The 24,035-nt window shown below is 62.7% G+C and carries 29 protein-coding genes; 11 read left to right on the forward strand and 18 right to left on the reverse strand.

Features of this window, described 5'->3' with window-relative positions; all coding sequences use genetic code 11:
• Positions 1–7 precede the first annotated feature (7 nt).
• The 6 genes from CHB96_RS04890 to rpmB form a co-directional block, all read right to left on the reverse strand.
• On the reverse strand, positions 8–472 hold the full coding sequence (locus CHB96_RS04890; protein WP_089243590.1) for a hypothetical protein: 465 nt from the start codon (positions 470–472) through the stop codon (positions 8–10).
• Between the two features lie 56 nt (positions 473–528).
• Positions 529–1,452 (reverse strand): AEC family transporter, encoded by a 924-nt coding sequence (locus tag CHB96_RS04895; protein WP_089243592.1) that lies wholly within the window; start codon positions 1,450–1,452, stop codon positions 529–531.
• Positions 1,453–1,562: 110 nt separating this feature from the next.
• A complete protein-coding gene (rpsR, locus tag CHB96_RS04900) occupies positions 1,563–1,817 on the reverse strand; it encodes a 30S ribosomal protein S18 (RefSeq protein WP_008719028.1) in 255 nt (84 codons plus the stop codon).
• 15 nt (positions 1,818–1,832) lie between these two features.
• Positions 1,833–2,138, reverse strand: coding sequence for a 30S ribosomal protein S14 (gene rpsN / locus CHB96_RS04905; protein ID WP_089243594.1), 306 nt, complete (start codon positions 2,136–2,138; stop codon positions 1,833–1,835).
• Position 2,139: 1 nt separating this feature from the next.
• The gene (gene rpmG / locus CHB96_RS04910) at positions 2,140–2,310 is read right to left on the reverse strand and encodes a 50S ribosomal protein L33 (RefSeq protein ID WP_176444160.1); all 171 of its coding nucleotides are present in this window, start codon (positions 2,308–2,310) and stop codon (positions 2,140–2,142) included.
• Positions 2,307–2,543 carry a 50S ribosomal protein L28 gene (gene rpmB / locus CHB96_RS04915; protein WP_089243598.1) on the reverse strand — a complete coding sequence of 79 codons (237 nt, stop codon included), beginning with the start codon at positions 2,541–2,543 and terminating at the stop codon, positions 2,307–2,309. Before rpmB ends, rpmG begins: the two co-directional genes overlap by 4 nt.
• 108 nt (positions 2,544–2,651) lie before the next feature.
• On the opposite strand from rpmB, the gene mrf reads away from it, so the two are divergent.
• The 3 genes from mrf to rpmF are packed head-to-tail and all read left to right on the forward strand — an operon-like array spanning position 2,652 to position 4,330.
• Positions 2,652–3,902 carry a ribosome hibernation factor-recruiting GTPase MRF gene (gene mrf / locus CHB96_RS04920; RefSeq protein ID WP_089243600.1) on the forward strand — a complete coding sequence of 417 codons (1,251 nt, stop codon included), beginning with the start codon at positions 2,652–2,654 and terminating at the stop codon, positions 3,900–3,902.
• Positions 3,899–4,159 carry a type B 50S ribosomal protein L31 gene (locus tag CHB96_RS04925; RefSeq protein WP_089243602.1) on the forward strand — a complete coding sequence of 87 codons (261 nt, stop codon included), beginning with the start codon at positions 3,899–3,901 and terminating at the stop codon, positions 4,157–4,159. Before mrf ends, CHB96_RS04925 begins: the two co-directional genes overlap by 4 nt.
• A 3-nt stretch (positions 4,160–4,162) precedes the next feature.
• Entirely contained in the window at positions 4,163–4,330 is a 168-nt protein-coding gene (rpmF, locus tag CHB96_RS04930) for a 50S ribosomal protein L32 (RefSeq protein WP_089243604.1), read from the forward strand.
• 201 nt (positions 4,331–4,531) lie between these two features.
• On the opposite strand, the gene CHB96_RS04935 is transcribed toward rpmF, so the two are convergent.
• The 7 genes from CHB96_RS04935 to CHB96_RS04965 all read right to left on the reverse strand — a co-directional run bounded on the left by CHB96_RS04935 (position 4,532) and on the right by CHB96_RS04965 (position 12,691).
• The gene (locus CHB96_RS04935) at positions 4,532–6,283 is read right to left on the reverse strand and encodes a sigma-54-dependent Fis family transcriptional regulator (protein WP_176444134.1); all 1,752 of its coding nucleotides are present in this window, start codon (positions 6,281–6,283) and stop codon (positions 4,532–4,534) included.
• A gap of 198 nt (positions 6,284–6,481) precedes the next feature.
• Positions 6,482–8,131 carry a chaperonin GroEL gene (gene groL / locus CHB96_RS04940; RefSeq protein ID WP_089243606.1) on the reverse strand — a complete coding sequence of 550 codons (1,650 nt, stop codon included), beginning with the start codon at positions 8,129–8,131 and terminating at the stop codon, positions 6,482–6,484.
• 38 nt (positions 8,132–8,169) lie between these two features.
• Positions 8,170–8,439, reverse strand: coding sequence for a hypothetical protein (locus CHB96_RS04945; protein ID WP_089243608.1), 270 nt, complete (start codon positions 8,437–8,439; stop codon positions 8,170–8,172).
• Positions 8,440–8,465: 26 nt separating this feature from the next.
• The gene (mimD, locus tag CHB96_RS04950; protein WP_089243610.1) at positions 8,466–8,810 is read right to left on the reverse strand and encodes a propane 2-monooxygenase effector subunit MimD; all 345 of its coding nucleotides are present in this window, start codon (positions 8,808–8,810) and stop codon (positions 8,466–8,468) included.
• Complete coding sequence (locus tag CHB96_RS04955) at positions 8,807–9,913, reverse strand: aromatic/alkene monooxygenase hydroxylase subunit beta (protein WP_089243612.1); 1,107 nt, start codon at positions 9,911–9,913, stop codon at positions 8,807–8,809. The genes mimD and CHB96_RS04955 overlap by 4 nt, the downstream gene beginning before the upstream one ends.
• A gap of 17 nt (positions 9,914–9,930) precedes the next feature.
• Positions 9,931–10,974 (reverse strand): 2Fe-2S iron-sulfur cluster-binding protein, encoded by a 1,044-nt coding sequence (locus tag CHB96_RS04960; RefSeq protein ID WP_089243614.1) that lies wholly within the window; start codon positions 10,972–10,974, stop codon positions 9,931–9,933.
• A gap of 85 nt (positions 10,975–11,059) precedes the next feature.
• Positions 11,060–12,691: a ferritin family protein gene (locus CHB96_RS04965; protein WP_089243616.1), complete on the reverse strand. Its 1,632-nt coding sequence runs from the start codon at positions 12,689–12,691 to the stop codon at positions 11,060–11,062.
• A gap of 199 nt (positions 12,692–12,890) precedes the next feature.
• Between CHB96_RS04965 and CHB96_RS04970 the strand changes: the two genes are divergently transcribed.
• Positions 12,891–14,048, forward strand: coding sequence for a lipase family protein (locus CHB96_RS04970; RefSeq protein ID WP_089243919.1), 1,158 nt, complete (start codon positions 12,891–12,893; stop codon positions 14,046–14,048).
• Positions 14,049–14,082: 34 nt separating this feature from the next.
• Positions 14,083–15,264, forward strand: coding sequence for an RtcB family protein (locus tag CHB96_RS04975; protein WP_089243618.1), 1,182 nt, complete (start codon positions 14,083–14,085; stop codon positions 15,262–15,264).
• A gap of 3 nt (positions 15,265–15,267) precedes the next feature.
• On the opposite strand, the gene CHB96_RS04980 is transcribed toward CHB96_RS04975, so the two are convergent.
• A complete protein-coding gene (locus CHB96_RS04980) occupies positions 15,268–16,284 on the reverse strand; it encodes a magnesium and cobalt transport protein CorA (RefSeq protein ID WP_089243620.1) in 1,017 nt (338 codons plus the stop codon).
• Positions 16,285–16,360: 76 nt separating this feature from the next.
• Between CHB96_RS04980 and CHB96_RS04985 the strand changes: the two genes are divergently transcribed.
• Complete coding sequence (locus tag CHB96_RS04985) at positions 16,361–16,795, forward strand: VOC family protein (protein WP_089243622.1); 435 nt, start codon at positions 16,361–16,363, stop codon at positions 16,793–16,795.
• A 151-nt stretch (positions 16,796–16,946) separates the two neighbouring features.
• Here CHB96_RS04985 and CHB96_RS30030 read toward each other — a convergent pair whose 3' ends face one another.
• From CHB96_RS30030 to CHB96_RS05005, 4 genes are all read right to left on the reverse strand, one after another.
• A complete protein-coding gene (locus tag CHB96_RS30030; RefSeq protein WP_245865273.1) occupies positions 16,947–17,159 on the reverse strand; it encodes a hypothetical protein in 213 nt (70 codons plus the stop codon).
• A 187-nt stretch (positions 17,160–17,346) separates the two neighbouring features.
• The gene (locus tag CHB96_RS04995) at positions 17,347–17,892 is read right to left on the reverse strand and encodes a DUF3558 family protein (protein ID WP_176444135.1); all 546 of its coding nucleotides are present in this window, start codon (positions 17,890–17,892) and stop codon (positions 17,347–17,349) included.
• A 144-nt stretch (positions 17,893–18,036) separates the two neighbouring features.
• The gene (locus tag CHB96_RS05000) at positions 18,037–18,312 is read right to left on the reverse strand and encodes a PASTA domain-containing protein (protein ID WP_176444136.1); all 276 of its coding nucleotides are present in this window, start codon (positions 18,310–18,312) and stop codon (positions 18,037–18,039) included.
• Between the two features lie 303 nt (positions 18,313–18,615).
• The gene (locus tag CHB96_RS05005; RefSeq protein ID WP_176444137.1) at positions 18,616–18,894 is read right to left on the reverse strand and encodes a PASTA domain-containing protein; all 279 of its coding nucleotides are present in this window, start codon (positions 18,892–18,894) and stop codon (positions 18,616–18,618) included.
• Between the two features lie 188 nt (positions 18,895–19,082).
• Here CHB96_RS05005 and CHB96_RS05010 point away from each other — a divergent pair, with 188 nt between their 5' ends.
• The 5 genes from CHB96_RS05010 to CHB96_RS05030 all read left to right on the forward strand — a co-directional run bounded on the left by CHB96_RS05010 (position 19,083) and on the right by CHB96_RS05030 (position 24,029).
• The gene (locus CHB96_RS05010) at positions 19,083–19,697 is read left to right on the forward strand and encodes a trimeric intracellular cation channel family protein (protein ID WP_089243632.1); all 615 of its coding nucleotides are present in this window, start codon (positions 19,083–19,085) and stop codon (positions 19,695–19,697) included.
• A gap of 47 nt (positions 19,698–19,744) precedes the next feature.
• Positions 19,745–20,431, forward strand: a complete 687-nt coding sequence (locus CHB96_RS05015; protein ID WP_089243634.1) for a response regulator transcription factor — start codon at positions 19,745–19,747, stop codon at positions 20,429–20,431.
• Entirely contained in the window at positions 20,431–21,882 is a 1,452-nt protein-coding gene (locus tag CHB96_RS05020) for a HAMP domain-containing sensor histidine kinase (protein WP_089243636.1), read from the forward strand. Before CHB96_RS05015 ends, CHB96_RS05020 begins: the two co-directional genes overlap by 1 nt.
• Positions 21,883–21,990: 108 nt before the next feature.
• The gene (locus CHB96_RS05025) at positions 21,991–23,436 is read left to right on the forward strand and encodes a S1C family serine protease (RefSeq protein WP_089243638.1); all 1,446 of its coding nucleotides are present in this window, start codon (positions 21,991–21,993) and stop codon (positions 23,434–23,436) included.
• A 95-nt stretch (positions 23,437–23,531) separates the two neighbouring features.
• Positions 23,532–24,029 carry a MogA/MoaB family molybdenum cofactor biosynthesis protein gene (locus CHB96_RS05030; RefSeq protein WP_217899922.1) on the forward strand — a complete coding sequence of 166 codons (498 nt, stop codon included), beginning with the start codon at positions 23,532–23,534 and terminating at the stop codon, positions 24,027–24,029.
• Positions 24,030–24,035 lie beyond the last annotated feature (6 nt).

Here is a 24,035-nt window from a genome sequence, read left to right on the forward strand (position 1 = left end):
ATTACTCTCAGGCAGCGTTGACGACAGCGCGGTCGCCGACGGGCGATTGCAGCGTCATCTGCATCGTTCCGTAGACGGCGACCATGATGCAGGCCTTGTCGGCCGCCTCGGGCAGAGTTCCCGTACGCAGCGCGACGATCACTTCCGAATCCGTTTCGGTGACCTGCGCTTCGGCGCCGTAGCACTCCGGCGTGCCGGTGACGAAGTGAATGGCGATGGTGTTGGGGGAGATCTGACTCCACGATTCGAACGGCGTCGACGTCGCACGCACCAACCCCGGAGTGGAGTCGAACATCGTGCCGACTTCACCGACCGGAACCTCGACGGGGACGGGCGGTGCGCTCGGGGTGTGCATCAGCGCAGCGGGGGCGTTGCTCGTCGTCGAATCGGCGTCCGAGTCGTCGGATGCCGCTTGGCTGCTACAGCCGCCGAGCAGGACACACAGCATGAGTCCCGCAGCCACTAACCTCATGCCACCAACGTAGCGCCGGCAGCTGAGTAGAACCTTTGGACATGGTGAGTATCCGCTCAGGCCAGGAAAGCCGTCACCAAGGCGATGACGGGGATCGAGATGAGCGTCGTGACGAAGGCGGTATCCCTCGCGAGGACGACACCGCGGTTGTAGCGGTTGGCGAACACGAAGACGTTCTGTGCGGTCGGCAGTGCGGAGATGACGGTGATGGCGAAGAGCTCGTGGCCTTCGAGGCCCATAGCGACGGCCATTCCGAACCCGAGTGCCGGCTGCAGGACCATCTTGAGCGACGACGCGATGACCACGTCGCGTCGAGGACTCGTGCCCTTCTGCAGGACCCGAGTCCCGTGGAGCGAGAGCCCGAACGCCAACAGCGCACCGGGTACCGCAGCGCCGCCGACGAGATCGAACGGTTGCATCAGCGCTTCGGGAAGCTCGATGCCGAAGATCGACAACAGCAGTCCCGCCGCGCCGGCGAGCACGATCGGGTTCTTGAACGGCGTCACGACGATGTTGCGGATCGACGCCTTCTTGCCCATCGTCGACAGATCCAAGATGGTCAGCGCCAAGGGCGAATACACCATGATCTGGAACAGCAGGAGAGGCGCGACGAAGTTGGCGTCACCCAGGACGAAGACCGCGATCGGGATACCGAGGTTGGCGGCATTGACGTACGACGACGCGAGCCCGCCGACCGTCGCCTCCGGGACCGCACGTTTCAGCACGACCTTGGCGATGACGAAATAGATCGTCCCGACGACCAACGCCGTGACTCCGGCGACGACGAGAATCGGCGACAGGATGACGGCCAGATCCGACGTCGCAAGCGTGACGAACAGGAGCGCGGGCGTCGCGACGTAGAAGACGAGGCGGCTCAGTACGAATTGCCCGTGCGGGCCGAGGACCCCTCGACGAGCCAGCACATACCCGAGCGCGATGACGATGAAGATGACCGTGAAACCCTCGAGAACACCGGACATGAGGGCTTGGGGTTCTCGATTCTGGGCTCGGTTGCAGTGGCGAGCTAACTCTAGTGCTTACGCAGAAAGGCCACACACCCAGTGGTGTGTGGCCTTTCTGTACAGAGTCTCTAGCGGCTGGTGAACGGCAGCAGCGCCATCTCACGAGCATTCTTGACGGCGACGGCAACCTGACGCTGCTGCTGCGGGGTCAGGCCCGTAACGCGACGGCTACGGATCTTGCCGCGGTCGGAGATGAACTGGCGAAGGAGGTTGATGTCCTTGTAGTCCACCGTGGTGACCTTGGCGGCGTTCAGCGGGTTCTTCTTCGGTCGACGGCCTGCTTCTGCGCGGACCTTCTTCGACGGTGCTCTCTTGACTGCCATTGCGTACCTTTTCCCTTACCAGCTCGACTTGTGGACGCCTGGCAGCTCCCCCCGGTGAGCCATCTCGCGCACCTTCACACGAGACAGTCCGAATTTCCGGAGGTGACCGCGCGGACGTCCATCCGCAGCGTCACGATTGCGCAATCGTACCGGACTCGCGTCGCGCGGCAGACGCTGCAGTGCCGCCTGAGCGTCGGCGCGCTCGGAATCGGGTGTCGAGGGCCTACGAATGATCTCCTTCAGTTCGCTCCGACGTGCCGCCCAGCGTGCGACGACGACCTTGCGCTGTTCGTTCTTCGCGATCTTCGACTTCTTCGCCATATCAGCGCTCCTCTCGGAAATCGACGTGCTTGCGGGCGACGGGATCGTACTTCTTCAGCACGATGCGGTCGGGGTCGTTACGACGGTTCTTCCTGGTCACGTACGTGTACCCGGTGCCTGCGGTCGACTTGAGCTTGATGATCGGGCGGACGTCGGTGCTCTTGCCCATCAGAACTTCTCCCCTCGTGCGACGAGCTTCGCGACGACGGCGTCGATGCCGTCACGATCGATCGTCTTGATGCCTTTCGCCGAGAGCGTCAGCGTGACGCGTCGGCCGAGGCTCGGAACGAAATACGTCTTCTTCTGGATGTTCGGATCCCAGCGGCGGCTGGTCCTGACGTGTGAGTGCGAGACGGACTTGCCGAACCCCGGCTTCCTCCCCGTCACCTGGCAGTGCGCGGACATGCGCGTTCCTCTCTAGCGGTTGTGACAATCGTTTTCGACAAAGCGTTGATTCGAATGTAGCGTGCATCTGTACGAAATGACAATCGTTGTCGATAGAAGGGATTTCTCGTGGACGGTCGCACACCACTCGTGCTCGTGTCCGGTTGGACGGGGGCCATGGAGGATGTGACGACGGCATTGCTCGCACCGGGAACCGTCGCCGTCCGACATGATCTGAGCCGCGTATACGAGGGCGTCGTCCGGCGAACTCTCTATGCGGCGGGCGAAAGTCCTCGCGAGACCATTCTGGAGTTGGCGCACGGCTGCGTGTCGTGCACGCTCCGCGAGGATCTGCTGCCGTTGCTGAGGAAACTCGCCCGGCGCAGCTCGATCGACCGCATCGTTGTCGCCATGGACCCCGCCCTCGAACCCGAGGCGCTCTGCTGGGCGATCGAGAACGTCGTCGTCGCCGGTGTTGTCGGTCAGGTCGACGGGTCGGCGTCCCGCGACGTGCGCATCTCCGCGGTCGTCGATTGCCTCGACGCGTCGACATGGCTCGCCGACGCCTCGGGCGACGACGCCCTCGCCGACCGCGGCATCGTCGCGAGCGGAGACGACGACCGGACCGTCGCACAACTCGTCGTCGGACAGGTCGATTACGCCGACGCGCTGGTCGTCTCTGCAGGGCCGGAGGTCGACGGCTGGGAACGCGCGAAACTCGGCGCCGTTCTCACGCGTCTTGCACCTGGGGCACCCGTCGCCTGGGCGGGACCTGGTGACACGCTCGACGCGGAAGCCTTGCTCGCTGCGGTGCCGTTCGATGCGCGTCGCGGCGAGATTTCCGACGCGTTCTCGCCGCTGCTGCGGGGACAGCCGCCGTTGACGGCCGACTGCGGGGTCACGCTCGTCGAATTCACTGCCACGAGGCCGTTCCATCCTGAGCGCCTGCACGAGGCCATCGACGTTCTGCTCGACGGAGTCGTCACCGCACGCGGACGAGCCTGGGTCGCAACACAACCCGACGAGGCCCTGTGGATCGAATCCGCCGGTGGGGGACTACGCGTCGCGAGCGCCGGAAAGTGGCTCGCTGCAATGACTCCCGAAGAACAGGACCAGGTCGACACGACGCGTCGTGCGATGGCGGCACTGCGGTGGGACGACGAGTTCGGTGACAGGGACACCTCGATGGTGGTGTTGGTGCACGCGGCCGACCCGTCGGAGATCGACCGAACACTGCAGTGGGCCTTGGTGTCCGACGACGAAATGCTCACTCCCAATCGGTGGGCAACGTGGAACGACCCGTTCGGGCAGTTCCACGAAGATCCCTGCGAGACAACAGAATCTCCGTATTCGGAGCAATCCAGAGAGGCAACAGAATGAAGCCAGGAATCCACCCCGACTACCATCCGGTCGTCTTCCAGGACGCGGGCACAGGAAGCAAATTCCTCACCCGCTCCACCATCACATCGACCCGCGAAGTCGAATGGGAAGACGGCAACACCTATCCGCTGGTGATCGTCGACGTCACCTCCGAATCCCATCCCTTCTGGACCGGAGCCGCCCGCATCATGGACACCCAGGGCCGCGTCGAGAAGTTCGAGAAGCGCTACGGGCGCCGCACACGAAAGGACGCCTGAGCCATGGCCGTTCCGAAGAGGAAGATGTCCCGCTCGAACACCAGGAGCCGTCGGGCGCAGTGGAAAGCTGTCGCACCGGATCTCGTGACCGTCCGTGTGGGGGGTCAGGACTTCCGCGTCCCGCGCCGGCTCGTCAAGGCCGTACGAACGGGCGCGTACGACCCGAGTTAGCCGTCTGGTTGCCCCTGGCCATGGTTGTGAGCGAATGTGACATGTGGTCACTTGAAGTGACTGAATGGGGCCCTCGCTCAGCTGGGGTGACCGAAGGCCGCCCTCGCTCAGCTGGGGTGACCGAATGGGGCCCTCGCTCACCCGGGGTGACCGAAGGCCGCCCTCGCTCACCTAACGTGACCAGGCTCCTGGCCGGTGAGGTCAGAGATCGATGCCGAACTCGCGGATCCGCCGGTAGATGGTGGCCCGCGACATGCCGAGTGCATCGGCCGCGGCCTGTTTGCTTCCCCCGTTGCTTTCGAGGCTGCGCACGATGGCGTCTCGGTTGAGCGCTTCCATCGGGGTGAGCGTTCGACGGCTCAGGGACCGGGTGATCGGGGGCAGCTTGTCGATGTCGGCTGTGCCCGACCTCTGGTTCTGCACGATTTCCTGCAGTATCTCGCGTAACTGGGCGACGTTGCCCGGCCAGCTGTACTTCGTCAGTTGTCGGATTGCTGCGTGGGAGAGAGTCAATTCGCGACCGTGGCTGAGCTGGCGAAGGATGTACGGGATCAGTTTGTGCAGATCCTCGATGCGGTGCCGGAGAGCAGGCACGTGCACGGTGTGGGCGAAGAACGGGAGTACGAGGGCGTCGCTGTCGTTTCGGTCCGCCCCTGCGCCGATCGTCACTCCGATCCAGCCTGCGTGTTCGCGTCCCTGAACGATGTCGGCGATGGAACGTTGTTGCTCGTCGGGCAATTCGTCGACGTCGCGAATGATGACACTGAATCCGTCCTGCTCCAGCTCGTACTCGAGCGAGCGCATAGTGTCCGCCTCCATGAGGCCGATCGCGGAGAAGAAGACCGTCTTGGTCGAAATATGCTGTATCGCAGATGCTTTGAGAATGCTGAACCGGCCACTTCCCGGTTCACCGGACACAGCCACCCATTCCTGTTGTTTGGCACACTGTGCGATCTGCTGACAGCTGTGTCTCCACGACGAGCTGTCGCCGACGATCCCGGGGAGCGCTTTGGCCCTGTCGACGGCGATGTGCGTCGTGACCGGCCCCATGAGATACGCGTGATACACCGCCATTCCCCGACGCGAGGACAGGGTGGTGTCCATCGCCCGTGACAGCCGAACCGACTGTCCGCCCGGCAAAGTGAGTACGTACTGGCTTCCGGCGCCGTTGGTCAGATCGGCTGCGTGTTCGACGACGGCAGCCTGATCCTGGGGAGCGAGCGCCCTGCGCAGTCTCTTGTTGAGCAGCACGATGTCGTCACCCAGAGCGAGCACTCCGACTTGGGGCGAGCGTCGACACGCGCGGAGGTAGGCGTTGAGCAGTGCGGTCTGCTCCTCGCTCGACTGCGACAGCAAGCGCCCCTCTATCTGCGCGGTGGCAGAGCGAGCCAACGTGACCAGCAGCGGGGCGCCGTCGTCGACCCATCCGGTGACGTCGAGAACGCCGACGACCGTTCCGCTGATGGGATGGATGATCGGCACGCCCGCGCAGACGAGTCCGCCCAGATCCTCGACGTAGTGTTCGGCCCCGGACACCAGGGTGGGTTGCCGAGTCTCGAGTGCGGTTCCGATTCCGTTGGTGCCGGCGAATTGTTCGGAATAGCTGAAACCGGGAGCGAGATTGACGGTGTCGAGCCGCCTGATCAGTTCCCCGCTCCCGGTCGTTCGGTCCAGCACTACTCCGTCGGCGGACGTCAGGATCACCGACACCGGCTCGTCGACCAGCCCGTCGGCGAGCTGACGAAGTACCGGATCGGCCGCGACGACCAGCGGACTGTCGAGGTCAGGGTCGCGAACGTACGGCAAGCTCAGGCGGTCCGGGTGGACGTTGAGCGAACGGGATCGTTCCCAGGAGAAGGAAATCGGATCGCGAACCGACTCGTCGAACTGCTGGTCCGCAAAGAACCTCTCGCGCGCTTTGCGAAGGTCCCGCCCTGGTATGTGGTTGCCCATTGATCCCCGCCTGCACATCGAGCGCACTGTCCGAATCTGCGAACTCACATGCCATCGTGTCGAATAAAGGGAAAGTCGTACGCGCCACCGATTTTAGTGGAGAAAAACGATTTCCGACTCGTTTTCCATCATCCGGCTGCCACCGAAGTGCGCACACGGAAAGGCGATGGCGTTAGAGACGCCATCGCCTGCTTCCGACTAGTAGATGTTCGACGGCCGGACCATGCCTTCCGCGAGATCGCCGAAGCCCGGTGCCACGATCGCGCCGGGATTGCCGAGAACTTCCTCGACGACTGCCGTTTCGGTCGTGATCAGCAGTGCCGCAATCGAAGCGGCGCTCTCGAGAGCTGCGCGTGTGACCTTGAACGGATCGATGACACCGTCGTCGAACATGTCGCCGTACTCGCCTGTGAGAGCGTTGAATCCGTGTCCCAACGGTAGGTCGGTAACGACGTCGACGACGTCGTCGCCCTCGAAGCCCGCGTTGATGGCAATCCAACGGAGCGGCTCGGCCAGTGCCTTGCGTACGACGTCCACTCCGATGGCTTGGTCACCGGTCAGCTCCAAGTCGGCCAGCGCTCGGTGTGATTGAGCCAGAGCGGTTCCACCACCCGACACGATGCCGGACTCCAACGCTGCCCTCGACGCCGCAACAGCATCCTCGACGCGCAACATCCGCTCCTTCAGTTCGACGCTGGTCGCGCCTCCCACACGGACGACGGCAACGCGGCCGGTCAAGCGTGCGATCCGGAGTTCGAGACTGTCGCGGTCGCCGTCGATCTTGGTGCGTTCGAGCTGGCTTTCCAGTTGCGAGACGCGGGCGTCGAGAAGCTTCTGGTCCCCGCGCGCCCCGACGATGGTCGTGGCGTGCTCGGTGACGGTGATCTTCTCGCACGATCCGAGCTGGTCGACGGTGACCTCGAACAGTTCGAGTCCGGTGTCCTTGGCGATCACCTGACCTCCGAGAGCGATGGCCAGATCCTGGAGTTCGGCGACGCGCCGGTGTCCGAAACCGGGAGCTCGGACGACGACCGACTGCATCGTCTTGTGCATGTTGCCGCCGACGAGCAACTGCAGCGCGGGGCCGTCGACGTCTTCGGCGACCACGACGAGCGGACGGTCGGCGCGCTTGGCCGCCTCGATGCTCGGCATGATGTCCTGCACCTGGTTGATCTTCTTGTTGGTCAGCAGGATCACGGGGTCGTAGTGCACCGCTTCGGCGCGCTCCGGGTCGGTGATCATGTAGCCGGAGATGTATCCGTGGTCGAACTCGATGCCGTCGACGACATCGACTGCCATGCCGAGTGTTTCACTCTCCTCGGTCGTGACGATTCCGGACTTTCCGACGTAGTCGACGGCTTTGGCGACGCACTGCCCGATCGCCTCGTCGTCGCTGGCCGCCAACGTGGCGATTCGCTGCAAATCGTTGCTGCCCACCACGTCCACCGCCTGTGCGCGCAGTGACCCGACGACGGCGGACACAGCGGTCTCGATTCCCCGTCGCAACCTCATCGGGTTCGCGCCGGCGTCGACGGCTCGCAGTCCTTCGCGCACCATCGCCTGCGCCAGAACGGTCGCCGTCGTCGTGCCGTCGCCGACGACGCCGTTGGTCTTCATCGCGACTTCCTTCACCAACTGAGCACCCATGTTGGCGAACGGATTTCGCAGCTGTATCTCACGTGCGATGGTGACGCCGTCGTTGGTGATGGTCGGTGGCCCGGTGAGCTTCTCGAGTACGGCGTTGCGCCCCTTCGGTCCCAACGTCACTTTCACCGCGTCGGCGAGGGCGTCGACCCCCTGTTCCAGTAGGGCGCGCGCCTCGGTGTTGAACCGCAATTCCTTGGCCATCGTATTTCCTTTCGAAGCGGTGTGGTGACGAAGTTCCCTCAGAGGTGCAGCGAAATCTGTTCGAGCGAAATAGGTTTGCCGTGTTCGTCGACGAAGATCCGGCTGTTGGGACAGATGCTCAGACCCAGAGCGCTACGCCGCTGGAGCAGCGTCGTGGTGTGACTCTCGTGTCTGACGTCGCGGAGCGTGAGTGTCGGAATCCGCTCGACACCTTCGCCTGTTCGATCCAGGTGTGCGGCGATCGATCGTTCCATTGCAGCCCGATGTGCGTTGCGCAGGAACATGTCTCGCGTCTTCTCGTCGTGCATGTCGAAGTTCCCTTCGTGAGAGAGCGTCAGGGAATCTCGGCGAGGTCGAACCCGATGTACTCGGCTGCATCCTCGGGACTGGCGAAAAGCATTGTCCTGTCGTCGAGATGGACCATTCGGCCGTAGTGCGTCGAGCTGATCTCCTCGAATACCGAGCCGTCGAACTCCTGGCCGAGAGCGTCGGTCAGCTCGTCGTAGTCGAACGAGAGCAGCTTGGTGCCGTCGACACGAATCATCGACGGGTACTCGGTGAGTTCGACGCCGTCCTTGGCGCCCATCACGTCGGCGACGACGCGTCCCACCGGGGTGTTCATGAGCGTGACGCCGCACATGTTCGAGAATTCCGTGGACGATCCGAATTGCATGGTCATCGTGCCAACTCCTTGGGGATGTCGAGGCCGAGGGATTCGAGGAGAACGGTGAACTTCGTGACTGCGGCGTCCAGGCTGGACGCGAACGTGACGGCCTTGTCGGCCGGCTGCGACCAGATCGGCTGCAGGGCACGGGCGGCGTCGAGGCATCTCGGCACCCACACCGACATCCATTCGCCGAACAGCGCGCGATTGGCGTCGCCGTGCTCGGGATCTCGTGTCAGCAGCTGGAACAGGGTGCGTGTGTAGGAGAGGTCGCGGTCGTAATCGTGCTCACCCGTGCCGACGATCGTGGGCGTGATGTAGTCACCGTTGCGCGCGGAAATCTGCATCACCAATTCGGTACGGAACAGTGAACCCACGAGCTGTTCGAAGACGATGTTCGACGCGAACAGCAACTCGCACCAGTCGGGCACCGCGGTGAGCTGTTCGACGGCTTCTCGCGTCGGCTGCCATTCGGGAGCGCTCTTCCACACCTCGACGTGGGCCGACCCGTCGAACGGGACATCGGCCTCGGATAGATCGAGGTTGAACAACGCGAGGTCCTGAGCGAACCGCATCTTGTGCGCAGCGTTCACCGCCACGGCCGTGTTGATCATGTTGGTCGGGCCCGACCGCTGAATCGATGTGAACACGTGCAGGGCCAGACCGTTCTCGGCATGCATCCACGCTCCGAGGTTGCGCTCGATGAACTTGAGCCACGGGGTATTCCAGCCGTCGTATGCGCGTGCTCTTTTCGCATTGCTCAGGCAGAGTTCGACCTGATGCACCACCGCAGAATTGTTGCGGTAGATGGTCTGATCCCATTCCTCGTTCGGGTCGAGAAATTCGTGCCAGTTCGACGACTTGGCAGCCGTCCACTCTTGCGGGTAGCCGCCGGGGCCGTCGCCGAATCCGTAGATCCAGCCCTGCGTCAGGTGCCGGTCGGGGTCGGGTTGCACGTCGACGGTGACGTCTTCGTACATCGTCGCCCGACGCTTGGCCGGGGTGTAGTAGCTGTAGCTCCGGCTTTTCGAGCTGGGAAAGTCCAGCGCTCCGGCTTCGGAGTCGGTGAACTCGATCGTGGGGAAGCTGCGCTGCTTCGCCCCGGGGGATGCGGTCATGTCTGGCCTCTTTCGTTTCAGTCGAACGCCGGGCTGGTGAACTTGTCGTAGAAGATCTGGTCGGACGGCGTGCCTCGGACGTCGAGGAGTTCGAGTGCTGCGTCGACCATCGGGGGAGGCCCGCACAGGTAGACCTCCGACTTCGCTATGGACGGTTCGAGGCGGTCTACTGCATCGGTCACGTTGCCTTCCTCGACGGCAATTGCGCCCGACGACTGTGCGCCTGCTGCATCGGACACACATGCGACGAACGTGAAGTCGACCAAAGATTCACCGAGCGAACGGATTTCGTCGACGTAGAACAGATCTTTCGGTGTCCGGGCACCGTAGTAGAAGTGAACCGGCCGGGTGTTCCCGGTCTCGCTCATATGCCGAACCAACGACAGGATCGGGGCCATGCCTGCACCGCCGCCGATGCACACCACTGGCAGGACGTGACCGTCCTTCAGAGTCGACGTGCCGTACGGTCCAGTCAGGTCGATCTCGTCGCCGACGGTTATCCCGTCGTCGAGCAGTGCGGCGAACTTGCCACCGGGATACTTCTTGATGAGAAATTCGACATTGTTCGGCGTCGAGGGTGTCGACGCCATGGAGAACGATCTGACGTCGTCGGAATCGGGTATTCGTAGGTCGGCGTACTGACCCGGTTTGAAGTCGAACACGGCCGGTTCGACGGGCTCGAGCCGCAATGCCACGATGTCGCCGGTGACCGATTCCAGTGACGCGACACGGGTGGTGACGCTCTGAATCGGAATTCCATTGAGAAGTTCGTCCTCGTCGAAGTTGAGCAGTTCGATCGTGCAGTCACTGTAAGCCTTTGTACGGCAGAGCAATACGAATCCATCGTTTTCTTCGGCTTCGTTGCACGCAAAAGTCGAGTGATTCTCCATCTGAATATCGCCGTCGAGCACGAACGACTTGCAGGCCGAACAGCGGCCCTCGCGGCAGCCGTGCATGAGGTGGATGCCCTGTCGGAATGCCGCGTCGAGGATGTGTTCGTCTTCGTGGACGTCCATCTCGATGTCGACCGGTTCGAACGTGATGCGGTGGGTGTCGGCCACGAGGGTCTCCTGAAGTGGATGTGTCGATCACGCTGGATACGGTGGGCAGCGCCGAGGGGTTCGGGCGCTGCCCACCGGGCCTGGATCAGGCGGGCGCGGTCGCGCCGGCGCGATATTCGGCGATGTGCGCTTTCCGCTCCGCGTCGGACATCTGGTTCAGCAGCACGTTCGGACTCTGGAAGGTGTTGCCGCGGACGTCGTCCAACGTCCACATCTTCTTCGGATCGAGATCGAGATGCGGCTGCCCGACGAGCGTCTTGCCGTCGTCGCGGACATATCCGAGATCCTTGACGATGTCGGCGAGATCCTTGTCGTGGTGCAGCGTTTCCCACTCACGGAAACCGGTGAGTCGGCCCATGTTCGGGGTGTCCTTGCCCTCGTACTCGCCCCGGAACGCGACCGCGTCGGTCCAGTAGCAGGTTTCGGAACAATAAGTGCGCCACTGGTTGTCGACTTTCTCGACGACCATGTCCTCGCGGATCAGAGCCGGCACCATGCACGTCCAGCAGCGGTGCGGGTACTGGTAGCCGACTTCCTCGAACGCGATCGGCTTGTTACGGCCCGGGTAGGCGAGGCGGTTGTAGTTCTCCCACCACTTGCCGTACTTGCTGTACCAGCCCGGGTACTTGTGCTCGAACCACTCGAAGTCCTTGTCGGTCATGGTGTCGATGCGCCAGTAGTTGACCGGCCATCCCGTCGCGAAGAATCTGGCGACCTCGTGCACGTAGCCCTTGTTGGTGATCCGGTTCCATGCCTCCTCGACCAGGTCGTGGGGGATCGTCAAGCCGTACTTCTCGAGCGGAATGAGGTAGCTGCGGTAGTAGTCGTCGTAGATCCAGCGGCGCCACATCTCCGCATAGCTCTCGCGGTCCTTGCGACGATCCTTGGTGCCGTACTCGATGAACGTGCCGATGGCCGCGTCGACGACGCAGTGGTTGTTCCACCACGCATACCGCAGATCACGTTCCAGCAGTGGACGATTGCGCTCGTCGGCGAGTGCCATCAGTAGGATCGAGTAGCCGTTGGAGATGTGGCGGGACTCGTCGGACTGCACCGAGTGGAAGACCGTCGGCAATAAATAGTCGCCGTTGGCGGCTGCCTCGTCGGGCATCGCGACGAACAACGTGTTCGTGAACGCGGTTTCGGCGACGACCGTCAGATAGATGTTCGCGGCGGTGATGGCATCACCGGTGATGAATCCTTCACCGAACTGGCGGCCGATGGTGCCCGCGTAATTGTTGGCGAAAGCCTTCTCCGTCATGTCGAACCCGGCGGGGTCGATGTAGTTGTTCATGTACAGCTTCTTGAGATTCATCTGAATCGTCGAGTGCCGGACCTCGTCGATCATCTGCACAGCCAGACCGTTGTGGATCTCGGGGTTCGGGACGGCGTCGATCGCCATCGGCATTGCACGTGCCGCGGAGATCTCGGGGAACGGAATGATCGAGAGGAACAGCTTCTGCCATTCGAGCCAGCGCTGCTGGACCTGGCGGAACATGTTGCCGCGGATCGCGCCGTCCATCGCGCCGTAGACCCGGTTGTCCTTCTCTTCCTCCATCGGGAAGTACGACCGCATGATCTGCTTGAGCGGGTCCTTCTTCGGTGCCTTCTCGAACGTGTAGTCCGTGCCGAAGCGAGTTGCCGGGGTGGCGAACGTGGGTTCCCACGTAAGCTCGGAGATCTTCGCGTGTGCCTTGGTAAGGCTCTGCCTGCTCAAAGTGCGCCTCCTGGATGCGAGGGCGGCGGGGTTGCCGACCTTGTCGGGAAGATGTGTTGCTGATTGAACACCGTGATCTGCGTCTCATCCGTCTCAATTTGAGACGTGGAGCACAAAACCGCCGAGGATGCAACTGGTCGCCGCGTGCGAAAAGGCCTCGCAGGGGGTGCGTGTCTGCCGTTAGTGTGTCGAAGTGCCAATCGCCTCTGTCTTTCGTTTCGCTGCCTTTCGGTCCGCGCTCGTCGCGTCTCTGACGCTGCTCGTCGTCACGTCGACGGCAGTCGCTGCGTCTGCGGACGAGGCCGATCGCACGCCGGGCACCGTCGTCGCAGTCGAGGCCCTGGCGTCGGATCTGTGGCTTCCCGGCACTGCCGAGGCCAAGCGCATCACGTACTGGACCATCGGATCGAACGGTGAGCCCGCGCTCTCGACCGGCGCATTCTTCGTCCCCGAAGGCACCGCGCCCGACGGCGGCTGGCCCGTGATCGGATGGGCTCACGGAACATCAGGCCTCGACGACAACTGCGCGCCCTCGCTCATCGGACCTGCCGACGCTCAGCGCGACCGTCAATACCTCGGTACCTGGCTGGCTCAGGGATACGCGATCGCCGCGACGGACTACGTCGGCCTGGGCACTCCAGGGCTCATGCCGTATCTCGACGGCAAGGTCTCGGCCCACAGTGTTGTCGATTCGGTGAAAGCATCACGAGAGGTCGACGCCTCCCTGTCGAACAAGTGGGTCGTCGTCGGCCAGTCTCAAGGTGGCGGCGCGGCGATCACGACGGCCAGATACGCGACGGAATTCGGCGGACCCGAACTCGACTACCGCGGTGCCGTCGGCACCGGAGTGCCGGCCAATATCGAATTGGCTTTGCTGCCACTGGGTCCCGGCGTCCTACCGGTCCGGGCGAGCAAAGCGCTGACGACGTATCTGCTGTACATCCTGTCGGGTCTGCGGACGGCGCATCCAGAGGTCGACATCGATTCGTACCTCACCGAGGAAGGTCGAGCTGCCGTCGACACATCCGAAACGTTGTGTGTGCTGGACGCGGAGGAAGAGTTCGGCGGTGTGGTGTCGGGTGATTTGTTCGCCAAACCGCTGAATCAGATTCCGAACTTCTACGGACTGGTGAACGACTACATGGGCGTGCCGACGAGCGGCTACGACCGACCAGTATTCATCGGCCAAGGTCTGACGGACGTGGATGTGCCTGCACCGGCGGCCCTTTCGCTGGTCGCGCAGATGAAGGCCAACGGGCAGGACGTCACTCTGCACACCTACCCGACCGACCACAGCGGTGCATTGCTTCAGTCGCAGGCTGATTCGATCCCGTTCGTGAAGCACTTGTTCGAATAGCGCTCCCGATCGCCGGGGGCAGAAAGGAAACACCATGCCCCCGAAGAAGGTGGGCTCGAAGCTGCTCAATTGGGCGTCGCATCTCGACGACAACGCTCTGGAGCAGGCGCGGGAGACCGCATCCATGCCGTTCGTTCATCCACACGTCGCGCTGATGCCCGACGCGCACAGCGGAATGGGCAGTGCCGTCGGCACCGTGATTCCAACGTTGGGTGCAGTGATTCCAGCTGCGGTCGGCGTCGACATCGGGTGCGGAATGATCGGGGTACGAACGTCTTTCGCGAAGTCCGACCTCGCGGGCCGCAACCTTGCCGATCTGCGCCTCTCGATCGAAGCAAGCATTCCATTGTCTATGGGCAACTACAACCGCGGTATCGGCGACTGGGAATTCACAGCGTCCAAGCTGGCCGAGCTCGAAGGTCTTGCTGCGTCGAACGACGTCGACTTGACGCACTCGCCCAAGTGGCGGGAGCAGCTCGGATCTCTAGGCTCGGGCAACCACTTCCTTGAATTATGTTTGGACACAACGGATGTCGTGTGGTTGTTCTTGCATTCGGGTAGCCGTGGCGTCGGCAACAAGATCGCGAAGAAGCACATCGCCGTCGCGCAGCGGTTGTGCGCACAGTGGTGGATCGATCTGCCGAACAAGGATCTTGCATACCTCCCCGAGGGCACACCCGAATTCGGGCGGTACATCAAGGATCTGAGGTGGGCGCAGCGGTTCGCGTACCTCAACAGGGCCGAGATGATGGATCGGTTCGGGGCCGTGTTCGCGACGTGGATGGGCACCGACGACCACCGTGAAATCGAACGGATCAACTGTCATCACAACTACACCGTCAAGGAGAAGCACGGGAACAAGGACGTCTGGCTGACGCGTAAGGGGGCCGTCGACGCGCACGACGGCGTCAAAGCAATCATTCCCGGATCGATGGGGACGAGGTCGTACGTCGTCGTCGGAAAGGGGAGTGCGTCAGGACTGTGCTCGGCTCCGCACGGCGCCGGTCGGAGGTTCTCGCGGACCGAGGCTCGTAAGCGTTTCACCGTCGACGATCTGCGGAACAGGATGGTGGGCATCGAGTTTCGTGACGGCGAGGAGTTCGTCGACGAGATCCCCGACGCCTACAAGGATATCGACGTCGTCATGGAGGATGCGGTCGATCTCGTGACCGTCGAGCACGAGTTGCGTCAGATCCTGAACGTGAAGGGTACGTAACCGTCACAACCACTTCTGACGCTTGAACACCACGTAGAGCAGGCTCGAGCACAGCACCATGATCAGCAGCGCCATGGGATACCCCAAGTGCCACTTGAGCTCCGGCATGTCGTCGAAGTTCATGCCGTAGATTGCGGCGATCAGCGACGGAGCGAACAGGATGGCACCCCAGGACGAGATCTTCTTCGTCTGCTCGGTCTGATCCAGGCTGACCTGCGTCATCGCGCGCATCTCGTCGTTCTGCTGCTGCGCAACGAGAGTCGCATTGGTTTGCAGTGCGTTCTGTAGGTTGACGCGGAACGCTTCGACGCGTTCGGTGATGCGAACGCAGTGGTCGAGGACGTCGCGGAGGTTGCGCTGAAGTTCGATGTCGACGTCGTACTTGTCCTCGCCGCGTTTCAGTGACTCGATCATCGCTACCAAAGGGGCTGCGGCACGCTGAAATTCAGTGACTTCGCGGGACAGCGTGTAGATCCGGCGCGACACGGTGGGATCGCGTGAGAAGAGCTGGTCTTCGATTTCGTCGATGTCGTTCTGCAGTCCCTGCACGACTGGTTCGTACTCGTCGACGACCTGGTCGAGGATCGCGTAGAGGACGGCCTGGGTTCCCTGCGTCAGTAACTCAGGAGTGGATTCGAGTCGCTTGCGCACCGTGCCCAGCTCGGGTGACTCCGCGTGACGGATGGTGATGACGAAATCTGGCCCGAGGAAGACGTGCAGTTCGCCGAACTCGACCTTCTCGGTTTCGTCGATGTAGCGGGCAGGACGCAGCACGACGAACAGTTGGTCGCCGTACCGTTCGAGTTTGGGTCGCTGGTGCGCGGCAATGGCATCTTCGACAGCGAGTCGGTGGAGTCCGAATTCAGCTGCTACCGAGTTGATTTCCCCCAGTTCGGGTCGGTACAGCCCGATCCAGGCCATGCCTTTGCGCTCGCGCATCACTTCGTATGTGATGTCGAGGCTCTCGGGGTCGGCGGTTCGGACGCCGTCGACGTAGACAGCGTTGTCGACGATCGGCAACTGTTCACCCTGTTCTGTAGAAGGTCTTCCAGTTCAAAGCCTGCCAGATGTGGGCGGGAGGCGTCAGAATGGGTGGATGGATCAGCGCATTCACTTCTTGACGCTCGCGACCCCGGACCTCGATGCTGCGCGGGCTTTCTACCGTGACGGACTCGGTTGGTCGACTCTCCTGGACGTGCCCGGCGAGATTCTGTTCTTCCAGATCGGGCCCGGACTGGTGCTAGGGCTGTTCGACGCGCAGAAGTTCACCGAGGACCTCGGTCACGTGGGCGGACCTGCCAAGGTCGGCGGCTTGACGTTGTCACACAACGTCGACGGTCCGGCGGAGGTGGACGCCATCGTCGAGCGAGCAGTCCAGGCCGGCGGGACGCTGGTCAAGCAACCGCAGAAGGCCGCGTTCGGTGGGTATCACGGCCACTTCGCGGACCCGAACGGGCTGCTGTGGGAAATCTGCCACAACCCGGGGTGGAGCATCGACGACGACGGGACCGTCCGATTGCAGGAGCTGTAGCCGGGCGCAGGTTGCGGCGGGGTGATGGGCTGCGAGGGGCTTTCGGCCTGTCCAGCGCCCGATCTTCACGTCGATTCCAAATCCTCATTCGATGTATCGAATGAGGATCAGTAAATCGAATGAGAATTGTGCGACGACGGCAGTCCCGTTATCAATTTCCGCCCGGAGCTGCGATTCCTGAGGCATTGGCTTGATCGGTGTCGGTCGTGGCGTCGAAGAACTTCTGAAAGACCGCTTGCATCGCTGTGACCACATCGATGTGACTCTGTAGTACATCGACGAGGTTGTTCGGTCCGCCCGCTGCCTTCTCCGAAAACCTCTGCGCAAGTGCGATTCCGGATGGGAGAGTGCCCAGCCCATTCACTGCCGTCAAAGTCTCTGCTTTTTCTTTGTGGGCTCTAAGCTTCACCAGATGGTCGGTGCAAGCTTCATGGCACCGTGCGGCGGCCTCGGCGTTCAGGTAGAGGTCCCCACTATCGGCAGCTGATTCCAGCGACCCCCACAGCGACTTCGGGCCAGGCGTACTCGGTGGCATTGTGTCTCCAATGAATTCATGGTTTCGATGGGAAATTCGGCAGCAGATCCTCGGCGTGACGGACAACGACATCGCACGGGTTCTGTCGCGGAACCGAGCCGCCCGCGACACTCACGTAAAGCCGAAGTAGCCCGCCCGTTGTAGACAGGGCGAGTTCGCACCTTTCAGAGGGCTTGGCGATCGTGGTGTGAAAACGTACGGCCCTACGGTCTTCGATATTGATGTCCGCTGCGTCTGCAACCTGTGGATCGGCACGTAGCTCTTCGATGGAGATCGAGGCGGATCGCAGAACGCCGAAGTAGTACCAGGGGTCTGTTGCCGGTCCTTGCCATAAGCAACGTTCCCAATCGGGCATCGATATGCCCTCACCCCAGCCCGCTTCTACGACCTCCGTACCCAACCCGGTCGCCGCGATGGCCTCCGTCGGGATGCTGCAGGGATCCCAGGGGTCCGGCGCGGCTTGGGGGACCGCTGCGCCATCGACGCCACCGCACCCGGCGACGAGAACCACCACACCCAACGCCAGCCAGCGCCGCTGCATCGAACCCCCTCCGTCGGTCAAGCGTCGAAAGGTTAGACGCCACCGACGGTGGTCCGGTTCCATTCGGTTACGGCGAGGTCGTGATTGCCCACAAGTTGGGCCTGCAGGGCCGGACGTGACATGTCGAGCAAACTATCGGGCAATCAGGTCTTCGGGCCCGGTGATTCAGTCGCTCGGGACGATCAGGATGATCGTTGTTTCTTCGTCGGCGTATGTGCCGGCCCGGGGGTTCGTACCCGTGACGCGATGCGTCGAATCGGCGTTGTCTCCGATTACGTTGTCGAATCCTGCTTGGTAGAGGGTCTCTCTTGCTTCGTTCGCTGTCATTCCTGTGACGTTCGGGACCTCCAATTGGGCAGCGAACGCGACGGCTGGACCTCCCACCGAGATTGCTCCAGCGGCAGCTACCGATACGACGGCCTTCTTTATCGACGCGTGCATGTCGCCTCCTTCCATCGGCGTTTACCTACGAGACAATCCTTGCCTCGACGTCCGGGGAACATGACTGGAAAGCCGGTACCAAACCCGTACCGATCTGCTTCGGGCGGTCACGGATGCGTCAAGTGCGCGATCGAAAGGACCTGAACTGTCGTCGTGAAACGAGAATCGACCGGACCTTGTCAGATCCGGTCGATCACGGAGACGTTCGTTGTGAGGATGGGTGCGAGTTACAGCGCGCGCTCGTCGAATAGTTCATCACGAGAGCGACTTTCGAGGGGATTGGACTGTCCTCGGGCCATCACCTCATCGGCTCGGCACGATCAACAGGATCGAGGCATTTTCGTTGACGTAAGTACCAGCCTGGAAATTCGTTCCGATGACCGGATCCTGTGAGTCGGGAACATTCGCAGTGACGTTGTCGAATCCGGCTTCGTAGAATGCCTCTGTTGCCTGGGGGATAGTCATTCCGGCGACATCGGGGACCTGTGCTCGGTCGGTTGCATGGGCAACAGCGGAGCCTCCGAGCGAGATTGCTCCCGTCGCGGCAACCACTGCGAAGGCTTTCTTGAACGATGCGCGCATTTCGTGTCCTTTCGTGGATGTTTGCTTACGAGACAATGGTTGTCTCGATACCTTGGAAGAAGCCTGAAATACGCTGGGAACCTGGTTCCAGGTCCGTATCGACTTCGTGCGTCGGCGGATCGGTTGATCCATCCGAAACCGACACTGCCTAATTCGGTAACGAACGAGTCAAGTGCGACCATTACCCGGTGCTCGTTGATGTGCTCGGTTATGTCGGTATCGCGGTGTTCGCTGCGTCGGGCGCGCTGATCGGCGTTAAGAAGCGTCTGGACTTGTTCGGCGTCTGCGTCGTCGGAATCACGACGGGCATCGGCGGCGGCATCATCCGGGACGTTCTGCTCGGCATCCATCCGCCGACGTCGCTCGACCGGTGGCCGAACATCACGGTGGGATTGGCGGCGTCGCTGCTGGTGTTCGTCGCGCATCCCGCGCTGAGCCGGGTGTGGAAGGGCGTACTGCTGTTCGACGCGTTCGGGATGGGCTTGTTCGCGGCGACGGGCGCGAGCATCACCCTCGACAGCGGCGGCAGTTCCCTGGCCGCCTGCTTGATCGGTGCGACGACGGCAGTAGCCGGTGGTGTCATTCGCGACATCCTGGTCAACGAGGTGCCGCTGTTGTTGCGTCGTGATTTGTACGCCGTGCCCGCATTGCTCGGCTCGGCGACGGTTGCGACAGTCGCAGCGGTGGGCTTGCCCGAGAACTTAGGCCTGGTCGTCGGCACAGTACTTGCCACCGGCCTGCGCATTCTTGCGTTGTGGAGACGGTGGAATCTTCCGTTGGCTCGGCGTTTGCCAGCCGAGTAGGAGACCCCTCTCAGACATATCTCAGTCCGTCGGGCCAAACTGTAACGATGCGCATTCTGGTGGTCGACGACGATCGAGCCGTCCGTGACTCGCTTCGGCGGTCCCTCACCTTCAACGGGTACACCGTCGAGTTGGCAGTCGACGGTCTCGATGCACTCGAGAAGATCGCTGCGGCCCGGCCGGATGCCCTCGTTCTCGACGTGATGATGCCGCGTCTCGACGGCCTCGAAGTGTGTCGTCGACTGCGCAGCACCGGTGACGATCTGCCGATCCTGGTCCTCACGGCCCGCGACTCGGTGTCCGAGCGTGTGGCAGGGCTCGATGCCGGAGCCGACGACTACCTCCCCAAGCCGTTCGCGTTGGAAGAGTTGCTCGCGCGACTTCGTGCACTTCTTCGCCGCACGGCGATGGAGGCAGGCGAAGAATCGGAAGCGATGGAATTCGCCGATCTCTCGCTCGACCCCGTCACCCGTGAAGTGACGCGCGCAGACCGGTCCATCAGCCTGACTCGCACCGAGTTCTCGCTGATGGAGATGCTCATGATGAACCCACGTCGTGTGTTGACGCGTAGCCGCATTCTCGAGGAGGTGTGGGGCTACGACTTCCCGACGTCGGGCAATGCACTCGAGGTCTACGTGGGATATCTGCGCCGGAAGACGGAAGCAGAGGGTGAATCTCGTCTGATCCACACCGTCCGCGGTGTCGGTTACGTTCTCCGCGAGACGCCTCCGTGATGGTTGCTCCATTCGGACGTCGGCCTGCCGGCCCCCTCACCACCGATCCAGCGATGCGTCCGCCCATGCCGTTGACCAGGTCGGTCTCGCTGCGTTGGCGCGTCACGCTTCTCGCTGCATCGGTGGTCGCCATCGCGGTCGCCGTGATGGCGATCGCCGCGTACGCGGTGGTCTCCCGTGCGTTGTACGGCGACGTCGACAATCAATTGCGCAGTCGCGCGGACGCGTTGATCAACAGCAACGTCGTCACGTTCGACCCGCGTTACGTCGCGGGCGCAACGCTCTACAGCACCGACGTGTCGGTCGCGCTGATCTTTCCGGACCTGACCAAGTACGTGCCGCCGGGTTCGAAGGTGCCGATAGGCGACGAGGAAATCGCTGTCGCCAAGGGCGAGGCCGACAGCTCTCTTCGCACGGTCGACGGACAGCGTGTGCTGAGCCAACGCACGGTGGACGGTAGTGCGATCGTCATCGCTCAAAGGCTTTCGCCCACAGGGAAAGTGCTCGATCGACTTGCTTGGGTGCTGCTCGTCGTCGGTGGGTGTGGTGTCGTGCTTGCCGCGGGTGCCGGCATGGCAGTCGGCCGGACAGGTCTGCGCCCGATCGCCCGATTGACCGCTGCCGCCGAGCGAGTTGCGCGCACGGACGACTTGACACCGATCCCGGTCACCGGCGACGACGAATTGGCCCGGCTGACCGAGAGTTTCAACACGATGCTTCGAGCTCTGGCCGAATCGCGCGGCAGGCAAAGCCGTCTCGTGGCCGACGCCGGCCATGAGCTCCGCACGCCGCTGACGTCGCTGCGCACCAACATGGAGTTGTTGATCGCGTCGGGACGCCCCGGCGCGCCGTCGATTCCGGACGAGGACATGGCCGAGCTGCGTTCCGACGTCGTCGCGCAGATCCAGGAACTGTCCACGCTCGTCGGCGATCTGGTCGACCTCGCCCGCGAGGATGCACCCGAAACCGTATACGAGCGGGTCGATCTCGCCGATGCCATCGAACGCAGTCTCGAGCGCGCCCGACGTCGTCGCAACGAGATCGACTTCAAGGCGGTGCTCGAACCGTGGTTCGTGTACGGCGATCAGGCGGGGCTGTCACGCGCCGTACTGAACGTTCTGGACAATGCTGCGAAGTGGAGTCCCAGCGGCGGCGAGGTCCGAGTCGTGATGCGTCAGATCGGCGACGGTTTGATGGAGCTGACTGTCGACGACGCAGGCCCTGGCATTCCCGAAGAGGACCGTGAGCTGGTCTTCGAGCGCTTCTACCGGTCGACGGCGTCTCGTTCGATGCCTGGTTCCGGACTGGGCCTCGCGATCGTCCGGCAGGTCGTCGTCAAGCACGGCGGCACCATTGGCGTCGAGGTATCGGACCGAGGCGGGGCTTTGATCCGAATCGTCCTACCTGGTGAAGGTGCAGTCATCACGGACGGGACAGTCTCGGCAAACTGATAGCTCAGTCTCAGCGCGCTCTCAGTCCCGCACGGCAAGGTAGTCGGTAACAAGGCGGGCGACCTCGTACATCGAGACGGGGTTTCTACTGAAAGAAGCGACAAGCAGATGACCGACGATCGTAAAGACCCTGAGCAGAACGACTCTGCGTCCACTCAGCAGCATCCGACGCAGCAGAACCCCGCTCCGCAGCAGTCCGATCAGCATCCAACTCAGCAGTTCGGGGCGCAGCAGCATGCTCCGCAGGGCGGATACGGCCAGCAGGCCGGACAATTCGGTCAATCCGCTTACGGCCACAATCCGTATCAGCAGAACTACGGGTACAACCAGCAGCATGCGGCTCCTCAAAGTCATCAGCCCGTCCAGCAGGCGCCCGCTGCCGTCAAGAGTCGGCCCGGCCGAACCACTCTGGTCGCCGGAGCAATCGCTCTCGTTCTCGTCGGTGGCGGAATCGGCGGTGCGGTAGGCGCGTTGGCGACCAACAACGCCAATGGCACTGGTTCCGCGACCAATTCGCTGAATTCGACGGTCACTGCCGCGCAGCCGGCTGCGAACATCCCTGACGGGTCGATCCAGGCCGTCGCCAACAAGGTCCTGCCCAGCGTCGTGCAGATCCAGGTAAAGGGCAGCCAGGCCGAAGGCGAAGGTTCGGGAGTCATCCTGTCTTCCGACGGCCTCATCCTCACCAACAATCACGTCGCTACCGGTGCGGGCGCGAACGGCAAACTGACCGTTGCCTTCTCGGACGGATCGACCGCCGACGCCACGCTCGTCGGCGCCGACGCAGTGTCCGACATGGCCGTCATCAAGGTCGAGGGCAAGACCGGCCTGACGCCGATCGAGCTCGGTACCTCGTCGAATCTTCAAGTGGGACAACAGGTTGTCGCGATCGGCTCGCCCCTCGGGCTCGCCGGTACCGTGACGACGGGCATCGTGTCCTCGCTGAACCGTCCGGTGTCCACCAGTGGTGAGTCGGGCAACCAGAATTCCGTGATCGACGCCATCCAGACCGACGCGGCGATCAACCCGGGCAACTCCGGTGGCGCGCTCGTCAACACCGACGGTCAGCTCATCGGCATCAACACCGCGATCGCGACTCTCGGCGGCAGTGAGTCGTCGGGAACGCAAAGCGGTTCCATTGGCCTCGGCTTCGCGATCCCGGTCGATCAGGCAAAGCGCATCGCCGACGAGTTGAGTACCACGGGCAAGGCGACCCAGGCCATGATCGGCGTGCAGGTGCCCTCGCAGGACGATGCGAACGGCGCGACGGTCGTCGAGGTCACCGAAGGCGGCCCGGCTGCATCCGCGGGAATCCCCAAGGGTGCGGTGATCACCAAGGTCGACGACCGCGTGATCTCGAGCGGTGACGCACTCATCGCGGCCGTGCGCTCGCACGCACCCGGCGACTCCGTCAAGATCACCTACACCGACGGGGGTAGCGACAAGACCGTCGATGTGACGCTGGGAACCGCTGAGCCACAGACGGCGGCAGTACAGGCACCGACCGAATCGCAGTCGCCGTTCCAGATCCCCGGCTTCCCCGGTGGGCGCTGATGTTGTCGGATACGGATACCGACGCGCTCGCCACTGTTGCAACGATTTACGCACAGCGTGAGACCGCGCACGGGGCTACTACTACGGTGAGCAGTATGGAACTAGAGGCACCGCTGGCCGGCCGAGCGTTGGTCGTGATCGTGGACGACCGCACCGCGCACAGCAATGGACAGGATTCGACCGGCCCGTTGGTGACGGAACTACTCACCGAAGCAGGATTCCTGGTGGACGGGGTCGTTGCAGTCACGTCGGACGAGGTGGACGTTCGAAATGCGCTCAACACCGCTGTGATCGGTGGAGTGGATCTCGTGGTGTCGATCGGGGGAACGGGTGTGTCCCCGCGCGACGTGACTCCGGATGTGACGGCTGAGATCCTGGACCGCGAGATCCCCGGTATCAGCGAGGCTCTCAGATCCTCGGGCCTCGCCGCCGGGTCGATGGACGCAGGACTGTCACGTGGCCTCGTTGGTGTCTCCGGTAGCACCCTCGTGGTGAACCTTGCGTCGTCGCGCGCGGCTATTCGCGACGGCATGGCGACATTGTCGCCGCTGGCCGCTCAGGTGATCGCAGACCTGTCCGGGCTCGATGCCTGACCAGGT

Origin of the sequence: Rhodococcoides kyotonense (genome assembly GCF_900188125.1) — a bacterium.
Lineage (GTDB): Bacteria > Actinomycetota > Actinomycetes > Mycobacteriales > Mycobacteriaceae > Rhodococcoides > Rhodococcoides kyotonense.

Bases quoted from the DNA above. Each gene is read 5' to 3' on its own strand.
- CHB96_RS05020 (WP_089243636.1), top strand. From the start codon at position 20,431: ATGGTTGCTCCATTCGGACGTCGGCCTGCCGGCCCCCTCACCACCGAT.
- CHB96_RS05000 (WP_176444136.1), bottom strand. From the start codon at position 18,312: ATGCACGCGTCGATAAAGAAGGCCGTCGTATCGGTAGCTGCCGCTGGA.
- mimD (WP_089243610.1), bottom strand. From the start codon at position 8,810: ATGACCATGCAATTCGGATCGTCCACGGAATTCTCGAACATGTGCGGC.
- rpmB (WP_089243598.1), bottom strand. From the start codon at position 2,543: ATGTCCGCGCACTGCCAGGTGACGGGGAGGAAGCCGGGGTTCGGCAAG.
- CHB96_RS04895 (WP_089243592.1), bottom strand. From the start codon at position 1,452: ATGTCCGGTGTTCTCGAGGGTTTCACGGTCATCTTCATCGTCATCGCG.
- CHB96_RS04890 (WP_089243590.1), bottom strand. From the start codon at position 472: ATGAGGTTAGTGGCTGCGGGACTCATGCTGTGTGTCCTGCTCGGCGGC.
- rpsR (WP_008719028.1), bottom strand. From the start codon at position 1,817: ATGGCAGTCAAGAGAGCACCGTCGAAGAAGGTCCGCGCAGAAGCAGGC.
- CHB96_RS05015 (WP_089243634.1), top strand. From the start codon at position 19,745: ATGCGCATTCTGGTGGTCGACGACGATCGAGCCGTCCGTGACTCGCTT.
- groL (WP_089243606.1), bottom strand. From the start codon at position 8,131: ATGGCCAAGGAATTGCGGTTCAACACCGAGGCGCGCGCCCTACTGGAA.
- CHB96_RS05030 (WP_217899922.1), top strand. From the start codon at position 23,532: ATGGAACTAGAGGCACCGCTGGCCGGCCGAGCGTTGGTCGTGATCGTG.
- CHB96_RS04975 (WP_089243618.1), top strand. From the start codon at position 14,083: ATGCCCCCGAAGAAGGTGGGCTCGAAGCTGCTCAATTGGGCGTCGCAT.
- CHB96_RS04985 (WP_089243622.1), top strand. From the start codon at position 16,361: ATGGATCAGCGCATTCACTTCTTGACGCTCGCGACCCCGGACCTCGAT.
- CHB96_RS05005 (WP_176444137.1), bottom strand. From the start codon at position 18,894: ATGCGCGCATCGTTCAAGAAAGCCTTCGCAGTGGTTGCCGCGACGGGA.
- CHB96_RS04925 (WP_089243602.1), top strand. From the start codon at position 3,899: ATGAAGCCAGGAATCCACCCCGACTACCATCCGGTCGTCTTCCAGGAC.
- CHB96_RS04945 (WP_089243608.1), bottom strand. From the start codon at position 8,439: ATGCACGACGAGAAGACGCGAGACATGTTCCTGCGCAACGCACATCGG.
- CHB96_RS04935 (WP_176444134.1), bottom strand. From the start codon at position 6,283: ATGGGCAACCACATACCAGGGCGGGACCTTCGCAAAGCGCGCGAGAGG.
- CHB96_RS04955 (WP_089243612.1), bottom strand. From the start codon at position 9,913: ATGACCGCATCCCCCGGGGCGAAGCAGCGCAGCTTCCCCACGATCGAG.
- rpmF (WP_089243604.1), top strand. From the start codon at position 4,163: ATGGCCGTTCCGAAGAGGAAGATGTCCCGCTCGAACACCAGGAGCCGT.
- CHB96_RS05025 (WP_089243638.1), top strand. From the start codon at position 21,991: ATGACCGACGATCGTAAAGACCCTGAGCAGAACGACTCTGCGTCCACT.
- rpsN (WP_089243594.1), bottom strand. From the start codon at position 2,138: ATGGCGAAGAAGTCGAAGATCGCGAAGAACGAACAGCGCAAGGTCGTC.